This is a genomic window from Streptomyces albus subsp. albus, from assembly GCF_000719865.1.
GTDB classification, from domain to species: domain Bacteria; phylum Actinomycetota; class Actinomycetes; order Streptomycetales; family Streptomycetaceae; genus Streptomyces; species Streptomyces albus_E.
In genome coordinates, this window is record NZ_JOID01000008.1 from 192,887 (window position 1) to 204,235 (window position 11,349).

The following is an 11,349-nucleotide window of genomic DNA, read 5'->3' on the forward strand; positions in this document are numbered from 1 at the left end:
CGGCGTCCCGCCGGAGGTCGTACGTCCGGGCAGCGGTGCCCCGGAAACCCGAGGAAGGACGGTCCTGTGACCGAGGCAGCAGAGCTTCCCCCGGCACCTCATACGGCCGAGACGGTGTTCGGCGAGCACCTCCCGGAAGCTGTCCGGTACGCCGAATTGCTCGCCGACGCGGGCGTGCGCCGCGGGTTGATCGGTCCCCGGGAAGTCCCCCGGCTCTGGGAGCGGCACCTGCTGAACTGCGCGGTGCTCTCGGAAGCCGTACCCGAAGGTGTGACCGTCTGCGATGTGGGATCCGGGGCGGGCCTGCCGGGCATCCCGCTGGCGCTCGTGCGTCCGGATCTGCGCATCACTCTGCTGGAACCGTTGTTGCGGCGAACCACCTTTCTGCAGGAGGTAGTGGAACTCCTGGGCCTCGACCACGTCACGGTGGTGCGCGGGCGGGCCGAGGAGGTCCTGGGCTCACTGCCTCCGGTGCATGTGGTGACGGCGCGGGCAGTGGCACCGCTGGACCGATTGGCGGGGTGGGGCGTTCCCTTGCTGCGGCCCTACGGCGAGATGCTGGCCTTGAAGGGGGACACGGCGGAGGAGGAACTCAAAGGGGCCCGGGCGGCGCTGAGCAAACTCGGTGTTGTCCGGACGTCCATCCTCCACGTGGGAGAAGGTGTGGTGGAGCCCCTCTCCACGGTGGTCCGGGTCGAGGTCGGCGAGAGCCCCGGTGGTGTTCGCTTCGCCGCCAAACGAGCCAAGGCCGCACGGGCCGGCAGGCCCTCACGGAGTGCCCGAAGGCGGCGCTGAGCTTTCCCATTGCTCCATACAAGCTGCCAAAACTACCCGAATCGGAGTGTCGCTGCTCGGGGTGGAGCGGGCGCGTGCATCGTGTTTCACGTGAAACGACGCTCCCTGTTGCATGGAATCATTAGCCGTGGCCGGGCTGCCGTGCCGCGTCACCACGCCGCGTCCGAGAAAGCGGCCGCCGACCGACCAACCGGCTCACCCCAGCGGGTGGTCCGGTTGTCCACAGAGGGGCCGTCCGAGGCGGATTCATCCACAGGAGAACGGACCTCGCTGGTTCATAACCCCGAAAGCATGGCAGGCTCTGTCTATCGCGAGCCAGAAGTCGAGGAGAGTGAATCCTTGCGGTCCGACGCCAATATCGCGGGACCGATGACCGATCCGGTCCCCGGTCCCCGCGCCGCTGAGCCCTCTCGGGGGGTGACCTCCGATACCCCGCCTCCGGGAGTTGATGTTTCACGTGAAACGCCGCCCCTGATGGACGGCGCCCCCGTCGGCCGCGCGGCGCAACTCGCCGTAGAGGCTCTGGGGCGTGCCGGTGACGGCCTGCCGCGCCCCGAGCAAACCCGGGTCATGGTCGTGGCCAATCAGAAGGGCGGGGTCGGTAAGACGACCACCACGGTCAACCTGGCCGCATCGCTGGCTCTGCACGGTGCCCGCGTTCTGGTGATCGATCTCGACCCGCAGGGAAACGCTTCAACCGCACTCGGTGTCGACCACCACGCTGAAGTGCCCTCGGTGTACGACGTCCTGGTCGACAGCAAGCCACTCTCCGATGTCGTCCAGCCCGTGCCCGATGTGGAGGGCCTCTTCTGTGCTCCCGCCACCATTGACCTGGCCGGCGCGGAGATCGAATTGGTCTCCCTGGTGGCCCGGGAGAGCCGGCTGCAACGGGCCATCCAGGCCTATGAACAGCCTTTGGACTACATCCTCATCGACTGCCCGCCGTCGCTCGGCCTGCTGACCGTGAATGCTCTGGTCGCGGGGGCCGAGGTCCTGATCCCCATCCAGTGCGAGTACTACGCGCTGGAAGGGCTGGGCCAGCTTCTGCGGAACGTCGAACTGGTGCGTGGGCATCTCAATCCCAAGCTTCATGTGTCCACCATCCTGCTGACGATGTACGACGGCCGTACCCGGCTGGCCTCGCAGGTCGCGGACGAGGTGCGGAGCCACTTCGGCAACGAGGTCCTGAGGACCAGCATCCCGCGTTCCGTGCGCATTTCGGAGGCGCCCAGCTATGGGCAGACGGTACTGACTTATGATCCCGGCTCCAGTGGTTCTCTCTCCTACCTGGAAGCGGCCCGGGAGATCGCGTTGCGCGGGGTGGGGATCAGCTATGAGGGCCACAACGCGCACACCATGGGCGGCAACGCTCAGCACGAACAGCACGGCACGCCGGAGGGGACGCAGTGAGTGAACGACGCAGAGGACTGGGCCGTGGGCTGGGCGCCCTGATCCCCGCCGCGCCTCAGGGGGGAGACCAGCCGGTTCCGGCGGTCGCCCAGGGAGGGGCCACCTCTCCCACGGCGGTCCCCGTCCTCGCCCCGGAGCGCGGTGTGGCGGCGGCCAGGGTTGCCACGCTTCCCCAGAACGGCGCGGACCAGAGTACAGAGGACGTCCCTGCGGCGACCGAGCCGGTGTACGAGCAGCCGACCGGCGCACATTTCGCGGAGCTGCCACTGGACTCGATCACCCCGAACCCGCGCCAACCCCGGGAAGTCTTCGACGAGGACGCCCTGGCGGAGCTGGTGACGTCCATCCAGGAGGTCGGGCTTCTCCAGCCCGTCGTGGTGCGGCAGTTGGCTCCGGAGCGCTACGAGCTCATCATGGGAGAGCGCCGGTGGCGTGCCTGCCGTGAGGCCGGCCTGGAGCGGATTCCGGCGATCGTCCGGGCCACCGAGGACGAGAAGCTCCTACTCGACGCGCTGCTGGAGAACCTGCACCGGGCGCAGTTGAACCCCCTGGAAGAGGCGGCTGCCTACGATCAGTTGCTCAAGGACTTCGACTGCACTCACGATCAGCTGGCGGACCGTATCGGCCGGTCCCGGCCGCAGGTGTCCAATACGCTGCGGCTGCTCAAGCTCTCCACTCCGGTCCAGCGTCGCGTCGCCGCGGGGGTGCTGTCCGCAGGCCATGCGCGGGCACTCCTGTCGGTGGAGGACTCGGAGGAGCAGGATCGCCTGGCTCATCGGATCGTCGCCGAAGGGCTGTCGGTGCGTGCTGTCGAGGAGATCGTGACGCTCATGGGGTCCCGGCAGGGCAGTGCGGTGAAGCCCAAGGGGCCGCGGGCGGGAAACCGGGTGTCGCCCGCGCTCACCCAGCTGGCTTCCCGGCTCTCCGACCGCTTCGAGACCCGGGTGAAGGTCGACCTCGGGCAGAGGAAAGGCAAGATCGTCGTGGAGTTCGCCTCCATAGAGGATCTGGAGCGGATCCTGGGGACGCTCGCTCCGGGAGAGGACCGGGTTCTGGATCTCGGGCCGGAGGGAGAAGCCGGGAGCGGCGAGGACAAGTGAGCTGAGGCACGGGGCGGGTCACGCGGGTCGTGACCCGCCCTTTGCTCTGCCTTCGCTTCGGAGCGGTGCCGGCTGGATACGATGCCCGGAGGACATGGCGGCGTTTCGTCCCGATCCCCGCGGAGAGCGAGCAGGCCTGCTGTGAGCCGCCCTTGCATTGGTGGAACAGGAGCGAGAGTAGGGAGCAGGCTTCATGGGGCGTCGGCTCGTACCGCTCACCTTGGACAACCTTCCCGACGTTCCCAAGCGCTGCCGCACCTGCGTCTTCTGGGAGCTGGATCCGGTCAGTGGTGAGGCCGCGATGCAAGCGGGCAGGCCGGAACTGGAGAAGGAAGCCTGGATCTCCGGAGTGCTCTTGGAGTGGGGATCCTGCGGTCGCGTTCTCTATGTCGACGAGGTCCCGGCCGGCTTTGTCCTCTACGCACCGCCCGCCTATGTTCCGCGGTCCACGGCCTTTCCGACGAGTCCGGTCGCCGCGGACGCCGTTCAACTGATGACGGCCAGGATCATGCCCGGTTATCAGGGTCAGGGACTGGGACGGGTGCTGGTCCAGACCGTCGCCAAAGATGTGCTGCGACGGGGCTTCAAGGCCATCGAGGCCTTCGGGGACGCCCGCTGGACGGAGCCGGTCTGTGTTCTGCCCGCCGATCACCTCTTGGCCGTTGGCTTCAAGACCGTACGCCCGCATCCTCGGTACCCAAGGCTGAGGCTGGAGCTGAGGACGACGCTCTCGTGGAAGGAGGACGTCGAGATGGCACTGGACCGGCTGCTCGGAGCGGTACAGAAGGAGCCGGCGCTCAGACCGCTGTAGCGCTTGGAACAGCAGCACAGAACCGGAACAGGGACCACCCTCTTCAGAGGGCGGTCCCTGTTCCACGTGAAACCTGTGTCAGCCGATGAAGGGTTCCAGGTCGCGCACGATCGCCGCCTTCGGCTTGGCGCCGACGATCGTCTTGGCGACTTCGCCACCCTGGTAGACGTTGAGGGTCGGGATCGACATGACGCCGTACTTGGCGGCGGTCGCCGGATTCTCGTCGATGTTCAGCTTCACGATCTCGATCTTGTCCCCGTGCTCTGCCGCGATGGCCTCGAGGGAGGGAGCGATCTGGCGGCACGGACCGCACCAGGCGGCCCAGAAGTCCACCAGAACGGGCTTCTCGTTCTTGAGAACCTCTTCGTCGAAGTTCGCATCGGTCACATTCTTGAGGGCGCCGGCCATGGCGATCTCCTAGCTTTTACGGAAGGGAAGGGGGATGGTCAGACAGTGGCGGCGGCGGTCTTCTCCGGCTCCGGGGTGTGCTCAGCGGAGGTGTCGGAGAGGGCCGCGAGGTAGCGCTCGGCATCCAGGGCGGCGGAGCATCCGGTACCGGCGGCCGTGATGGCCTGGCGGTAGGTGTGGTCGACCACGTCGCCGGCGGCGAAGACACCGGGGATGTTCGTGCGGGTCGAGGGGGCGTCGACGGTGAGGTAGCCCTCGTCGTCCAGCTCCAGCTGCTCGGTGAAGAGCTCGGTGCGCGGGTCGTGACCAACGGCGATGAAGAGGCCGGTGACGGGGAGCTCGCGGGTTTCACCGGTCTTGGTGGAGCGCAGGGTCACGCCGGTGAGCTTCTGGTCACCGTGGATCTCGGCGACCTCGCTGTCGTAGGCGAACGTGATCTTCGGGTCGGCGAATGCCCGCTCCTGCATCGCCCGGGAGGCGCGCAGCGTGTCCCGGCGGTGGACGATGGTGACGGACTTGGCGAACCGGGAAAGGAAGGTCGCTTCCTCCATGGCTGTGTCGCCACCGCCGACGACGGCGATGTCCTGGTCCTTGAAGAAGAACCCGTCGCAGGTGGCACACCAGGAGACACCGCGGCCGGAGAGTTCGTCCTCGCGGGGCAGCCCGAGCTTGCGGTGCTGGGAGCCGGTGGCGACGATGACCGCGCGGGCCTTGTGGACGGTGCCGGCGGAGTCGGTGACCGTCTTGATGTCACCGGTCAGGTCGACGGCCGTGATGTCATCGGGGATGAGTTCGGCTCCGAAGCGCTCGGACTGGGCCCGCATGTTGTCCATGAGGTCGGGACCCATGATGCCGTCGCGGAAACCGGGGAAGTTCTCCACATCGGTGGTGTTCATGAGCGCGCCACCGGCAGTGACGGCGCCCTCGAAGACCAGGGGCTTCAACGAGGCACGCGCGGTGTAGAGCGCCGCGGTGTACCCCGCCGGTCCGGAGCCGATAATGATCACGTTACGGACGTCGCTCACGGGTGTCTTCCTCGTTTCTGCCGACTGCTGTCCAGGGTCAATCGCGGGCCCGTTCCGGAGTCCCACCCCACCCAACGGATCCTAGACGGCAGGCATTCCCACTGCTGCTGACCCATGACCCCCACGGGTCAGTGTCGGGGATAGACCCGGTTGAGGAGCACGTCGCCACGCGGCTCGGCCGTGCTGATACACGAGGAGTCGACGACGTAAGCGTCGACCTTCCGGGCATCTGCGTGGTGAGGCAGAACGACAATGTAGACCTGCTTGCCTTCGAAGGTGCTCTCTTCGGCAGCCAGTGGTTCCACCCCGGGATCAACGCCGTTCCGTATGCACGGGGGGAGCACCACATCGGCTCCCTTCAATGGCTGCGCAGGACTTGACTGGGCTCCGAGGGTGTCAGGCTCGGTGCCGGACGGTCCTTTCTCCTGGCCATCCCGGCCCCGGTCGAGGAGGCCGCGTACCTTGCTCTCCAATGTCGCGGCGCTCAGGCCCGGATGCCCGCTCCTGGTATCGGCGGCAGTCTCGCCACCGGCAACGGCCCCGCCCTCCTGGACTGATGCCATGGATTGAACGATGGCCGCACCGCCGACCCCCAGCCCGAGGACACAGGCCACGCTGAGGGCAGCGGTCCGCCAGCGGCGTCGGTCGCCGACCTGCCGGGCGGGACCCGTGCTGCCGCCGGCCTGGTGCGGACGGCGCCCGGCAGAGCGCCGGACTCCCGGCGAACGTTTCGACCCGGTCCCTGTTTCACGTGAAACAAGGGACGCGGAGCCGTCCGTTTCACGTGAAACGGCGTCGGGGGTGGTCGCGGAGAGAAGAGACTCCGCGGCGATTGCCGCGTCGATCCTGCTGGCGACGTCGGCGGGCATGCGGGACGGCCCCGGCAGGGTGCCCAGGAGGTCCCGGATCTCCTCCAGGGAGACACGTACCTCCGTGCAGAGATCGCAGTCGTTGAGATGGCCGCGAACGGCTGAGGTGCGCTCCGGGGGCAGCACTCCTTCCGCGAGCGCGGAGATCTCCGCAACGTCCGGATGCTGATCCGTGTCAATCGTGGATGTCACGCCCGCCTGCCTCCCTTCACGGCATCTGGATCTCGCGGTGCTGGTGCCGCCGGTGGGACGGATGTCCTCGGCGCACGGTTCCTTCCCTCATTCGAATCCCTCCTACCGCTTTCCCCACTGCGGAGATGGGACAGCAGCGGCAGCAGGCGAGCCCGCCCACGGGCGCACCGGCTCTTGACGGTTCCGCTGGGAACGCCGAGAACCTCAGCCGCTTCTGCCACGGGGTATCCCTGCATGTCGACCAGCACCAGGGCGGCGCGCTGTTCCGGCGGGAGGGTCCCCAGCGCTCTCAGGAGTTCGCGGTGCAGATCGCCGCGTTCGGCGGGCGCGTAGGCCGATTCATGGGGTTCCAGGAGTTGCTCCAGCCGCTCGGTCTCGGCGACCGGAGACGTTCGGCGGGACGCGGTCTTGCGGGCTCGGTCCAGGCAGGCGTTGACGGTGATGCGATGCAGCCAGGTGGTGACGGCTGACTGGCCGCGGAAGGTATGTGCGGCCCGGTAGGCGGAGACGAGGGCGTCCTGAACCGCGTCAGCGGCCTCCTCGCGGTCGCCCAGGGTCCGGAGCGCCACTGCCCAGAGCCGGTCCCGGTGACGGCGGACGATCTCACCGAAGGCTTCCGGATCGCCCGCGACGTGACGCGCGAGGAGATCCTTGTCGGTCATGGAGCCGCGCATGCCGTCATCCACGTCGGCCCCTCCCCTCCGCTTCGGCTCCGGCTGCGACTCAGCCTGTCACAGTGATCTCGGAAATGCCGCCCCGGAACTGGTTCGCCGAACCGTCATACGGCAGCTCGCTGATGTGGATGAGTACGTACCGGGTCCGGATGGGCTTGTCGGTGCTTATCTTCAGCTCGCTGCCGGCCTTCTCCCGCTTGCTGAGGCGCTGGGAGAAGTCCTCCAGTGAGGTGGGAGCGGTGGCGGATTCCGGAGCGGCCAGCACCTGTGTCGTCTGACCACTGCGGTACATGGCGACACTGAGACCGGTCACGGTCTGCACACTGCCGAGATCGACGATGAGACCACTGCCATCCTTGCGGTTCGCGAGGTTGCCGAAGTTGGCATGGCCTTTGTAGTGGGGGGTCACCCACGCGGTGCCCGGATCACCGTCCACCGCGTTCGGGACCTTGCCGGCGGCCACGGGCGCGTCCAGCGGCGAGAACTCGGTTGTGGCCGAGATCTTCAGCGGGGTCGCCTTCTCCGTCTGCGGCTGCTTCTTCTCCGAAGCGTCGCCCTGGGCTTGGTCGGTATCCCCGGAAGGGCGTTGGTCCCTGTTCATCAGGGTGTCCGCGACCTGCCAGCTGCCGAGACCGAGTGCGGTGATCAGCAGGGCCGAGACTGTCCACTTCAGCGCCTTGCCCGTCCGGCTGTGCAGGGGAGGCGGGGGCGGCGCCGGGACGGGCCGGGCCACCGGCGGTACACCAGTCCGGAGGGAAGCCTGCGGGTAGGCGGACGGGGGCTGGTACGAACCCGGCTGGTAGGTCGGGGTGGCGAAGGAGGGCTCCGGCGGACGGATGCGGGGCAGTGCCGCGACGGCCTTGCAGAGCTCCTCCGGAGTGGTGCAGGGCTGCTCCAGCCGCAGCGGTGTGGACCCGTTGTTGACCAGGGCCCGCATCGCGATCTCCGAGAGCCCGCGGTGGACACCGGCCCGCACCTGGTCGGGGGCGATGAGGCCCGTTCCTCTGGGTAGCCCCGGTAGACCGAAGGCGTCTTCCTCGTACGGCCAGCGCTGGGTGAGGGAGGCGTACAGGAGGGCGCCGATCGCCTCGGTGTCGGTGCGCTGCGGGTGTTGCGAGCTGATGCCGCGGAGGGCGGCCATCACGGCCAGTCCCCGGATCCGGTACTGGCCGGATTCCGTGCGCAGGACGCATCCGGGGGTGAGCCTCAGATGCGCGAGACCTTCGCGGTGCGCGGCGGCCATGGCCTGGGACACCTGGGTCACGAGCTGGTAGGAGTCGTGCGGCTCCAGCGGTCCGGAGGCGAGGACGGCGGTCAGTTCGGTGGCGTCGGGCAGCCACTCGTGGACGACGTACACCAAGTCGTTCTCCTCGACGGCGTCGAGGACCTGAACGAAGCGGGGGTCGCCCAGCAGCGCGGCGGAGCGCGCGGCGGCGAGGACCGGCCGGGCGCGCGGGTGGTCGGCCGGCAGCACATGCACTCCGACCGCGCGACGGAGCTTCTCGTCCACGGCACGCCAGCTGCTGAAGCCGTCCAGACGGGTGAGGCACTCCTCCAGCCGGTAGCGCCCCGCGAGCTTGTGGCCGCTGTGCAGCTCGGGCGGTTCGACATCGGCCACGGTGGCCGGCCGCGGTCTCGCCGCGTCCCGGGAATCGGCGTCGGTGCGGGCGGCGTCCGTATCCGCCGTGCCGGTCGTGTTGTGGGCTTTCACCTCGTCGGCGTTGGCATCTTCCGCCTGAGCGGTCAGCGGGTCCTCCCCGCTGTTGTCTGCCACGTCGACGGCAGCCGTGCTCCGTTCCGCCACCGTCGTTCCTGCCTCCCCATCCGTTGCACGCCGGTCACCACAGCTAAGCAATTGTGCCCACAGTCCGTCCGTACGCACGACGTGCGGGGGCGGACGATGGTTGTGCGGTCAGCGGCCGAGGCGGCCGCGGACCATCCCGACCATGGCGGTCATCTCCTCGATCCTCATGCGCTTCGCCACCAGGACGAAGACCGCCAGCAGCACGATCCCGCCCCCGCACAGCGCTGCCAGGGAAGCGAGACCGCCGTTTCCGAGAGCCTGCGTGATGCCATAGCTCGCCGCTCCTCCCGCGAGCGCGGCCGGAATACCGGCCCCCGCCAGCCGGGCGTAGGTCCGCGTGACGCGGCGCCCGTCGAGATCGCCGCCGAGCCGTCGGCTCAGCCTCTTCCATGCGACGCCTACCCCGACGACGTAGGCCAATCCATAGGAAGCCCCCATACCGACCACGGCCCAGCGCGCGGGGAGCAGCAGGAAGCTCGCCCCGGCGGCCGCGGCGTTGACCGCGGCCACGATGACCGTGTTGTAGAACGGCGTCCGGGTGTCCTCGTAGGCGTAGAAGCCGCGCAGGACGACGTACTGCACCGAGTACGGGATGAGACCGAGACCGAAGGCCATCAGCGTGAAGCCGATGTTGCGCGCCCCGGACTCGCCGGAGGCGCCGTAGAGCAGGGTGGCGATGGGGACACCGAGCGCCAGGAAGGCGAAGGCGCACGGGACGATGGCCACCGCGGAGGTGCGCAGTCCGTAGGAGATGTCGTCGCGGACGGCTCCGCCGTCGCCGTCGGCCGCGGCGCGGGAGATCCGCGGAAGGACCGCGGTCATCACGGAGACCGTGATGATGGCTTGGGGCATCTGCCAGAGCAGCAGGGCGTAGTTGTACGCGGTGATGCCCGTGCCGGGGTAGCCCTGTTTGTCGGCGACGGTCCCCGCCCACGTGGCGAGCTGGGTGACCACGATCATGCCGAGCTGGTTGGCGAGAACGAAGAAGAAGGTCCACTTGGCCAGCCGGGCCGCCTTGCCGAGGCCGTGGCCGCGCCAGTCGAAGCGGGGCCGGAAGGTGAAGCCGGCCGCGCGGAGGTAGGGGAGCATCGCCAGCGCTTGGACGGTGAGGCCGAGGAGGGTGCCGAGACCGAGGAGCCGGACACCTTCGGGAGTGACGGTCTCCGCGGTCATGCCGGTGCTGGTGAAGCCGCCGAAGGCCCAGATGAAGCCACCGAAGGTGGCGATGATGACGACGTTGTTGAGGACCGGGGTCCACATCATGGCGCCGAAGCGGCCCCGGGCGTTGAGGATCTGGCCGAGGACGACGTGGACGCCCATGAAGAAGAGGGTGGGCAGGCAGTAGCGGGCGAACGCGACGGCCACATCCATCTGCGCGGGGTCGGAGACCCACTTCGCCGACATCATCCTGATGAGGAGCGGGGCGGCGAGCACACAAACGGTGGTGACCCCTGCGAGCAGGACGATGACGAGGGTGAGCAGACGGTTGGCGTAGCCCTCGCCGCCGTCGTCGTCGTTCTTCATGGCCCGGACGAGCTGGGGGATGAAGACGGCGTTGAGCGCCCCGCCACCGACGAGGATGTAGATCATCGTCGGGAGGGTGTTGGCGACCTGGTAGGCGTCGTTGAGCGTGCCGACGCCGATGGCCGCGGCCATCACCAGAGTGCGTAGAAAGCCGGTGATCCGGGAGACCAGGGTGCCGGCCGCCATCACCGCGCTGGACTTCAGGATCCCTGAGGCGCGCCCGCCGGACCTCTTCGCAGGGGCCGGTTCGGGATCCGAGGGGAGCTCCGGGTTCGGGCCCGTGGCGGGGGCCGGGGCCGGAGGCGGAGAGGCCGGTCCGGGCGTCCGGAGGGCCTGGGACGGCGGGGCCGTCTGGGGCACAGGGGGAGTCTGGGAGGTCTGCGGTGGCCGCTGCGGTTCGTAGGGCTGCTGCTGGTCCCGGTAGAGGTGCGCGAAGGCGTCCTGCTGCTGCCCGGCCCGGTGCTCCGCACCGGGCGGCGGCGAGGGCGCCCACGGGGACGGCCCGGGAGTGGCGGGCCGAGGCGGTTCCCGGTGGTTCAGCGCGTCCCCGCCGGGGCCGGCCGAGGGCTCCGGTCCGGGGTCCTGGGCGTAGGGGGCGGGAGCCGAGTCCTGAACGTACGGGCCGCGGTCGTGGGGATCGTGGGCGTACGGGTCGTGGGCGGGCGGCGGTGCCTGGCCGGCCGGGTCACTGCCCGGGTACCGGCTCCGGTCACCGTCATACGGCGCGTTCATCGCTT

The 11,349-nt window shown here is 68.8% G+C and carries 10 protein-coding genes; 4 read left to right on the forward strand and 6 right to left on the reverse strand.

What is annotated here, in order from left to right:
* The first annotated feature begins 66 nt into the window (after nucleotides 1-66).
* The 4 genes from rsmG to IF83_RS0109715 all read left to right on the forward strand — a co-directional run bounded on the left by rsmG (nucleotide 67) and on the right by IF83_RS0109715 (nucleotide 4,116).
* Nucleotides 67-795, forward strand: a complete 729-nt coding sequence (gene rsmG / locus IF83_RS0109700; protein WP_030543682.1) for a 16S rRNA (guanine(527)-N(7))-methyltransferase RsmG — start codon at nucleotides 67-69, stop codon at nucleotides 793-795.
* A gap of 291 nt (nucleotides 796-1,086) precedes the next feature.
* A complete protein-coding gene (locus IF83_RS0109705; RefSeq protein WP_078843323.1) occupies nucleotides 1,087-2,205 on the forward strand; it encodes a ParA family protein in 1,119 nt (372 codons plus the stop codon).
* Nucleotides 2,202-3,305, forward strand: coding sequence for a ParB/RepB/Spo0J family partition protein (locus tag IF83_RS0109710; protein ID WP_030543684.1), 1,104 nt, complete (start codon nucleotides 2,202-2,204; stop codon nucleotides 3,303-3,305). Before IF83_RS0109705 ends, IF83_RS0109710 begins: the two co-directional genes overlap by 4 nt.
* Before the next feature lie 193 nt (nucleotides 3,306-3,498).
* A complete protein-coding gene (locus tag IF83_RS0109715; protein ID WP_030543685.1) occupies nucleotides 3,499-4,116 on the forward strand; it encodes a GNAT family N-acetyltransferase in 618 nt (205 codons plus the stop codon).
* Between the two features lie 78 nt (nucleotides 4,117-4,194).
* Here IF83_RS0109715 and trxA read toward each other — a convergent pair whose 3' ends face one another.
* The 6 genes from trxA to murJ all read right to left on the reverse strand — a co-directional run bounded on the left by trxA (nucleotide 4,195) and on the right by murJ (nucleotide 11,344).
* A complete protein-coding gene (gene trxA / locus IF83_RS0109720; RefSeq protein WP_030543686.1) occupies nucleotides 4,195-4,524 on the reverse strand; it encodes a thioredoxin in 330 nt (109 codons plus the stop codon).
* Nucleotides 4,525-4,562: 38 nt separating this feature from the next.
* Nucleotides 4,563-5,549, reverse strand: coding sequence for a thioredoxin-disulfide reductase (gene trxB / locus IF83_RS0109725; protein WP_030543687.1), 987 nt, complete (start codon nucleotides 5,547-5,549; stop codon nucleotides 4,563-4,565).
* 128 nt (nucleotides 5,550-5,677) lie between these two features.
* Nucleotides 5,678-6,610, reverse strand: a complete 933-nt coding sequence (locus tag IF83_RS0109730; protein ID WP_030543688.1) for an anti-sigma factor family protein — start codon at nucleotides 6,608-6,610, stop codon at nucleotides 5,678-5,680.
* Entirely contained in the window at nucleotides 6,607-7,284 is a 678-nt protein-coding gene (sigM, locus tag IF83_RS31895; RefSeq protein WP_107046743.1) for an RNA polymerase sigma factor SigM, read from the reverse strand. The genes IF83_RS0109730 and sigM overlap by 4 nt, the downstream gene beginning before the upstream one ends.
* Before the next feature lie 49 nt (nucleotides 7,285-7,333).
* Nucleotides 7,334-9,088, reverse strand: a complete 1,755-nt coding sequence (locus IF83_RS0109740; protein ID WP_030543690.1) for a protein kinase family protein — start codon at nucleotides 9,086-9,088, stop codon at nucleotides 7,334-7,336.
* A gap of 108 nt (nucleotides 9,089-9,196) precedes the next feature.
* Nucleotides 9,197-11,344 carry a murein biosynthesis integral membrane protein MurJ gene (murJ, locus tag IF83_RS0109745; RefSeq protein ID WP_030543691.1) on the reverse strand — a complete coding sequence of 716 codons (2,148 nt, stop codon included), beginning with the start codon at nucleotides 11,342-11,344 and terminating at the stop codon, nucleotides 9,197-9,199.
* Nucleotides 11,345-11,349: the final 5 nt, after the last annotated feature.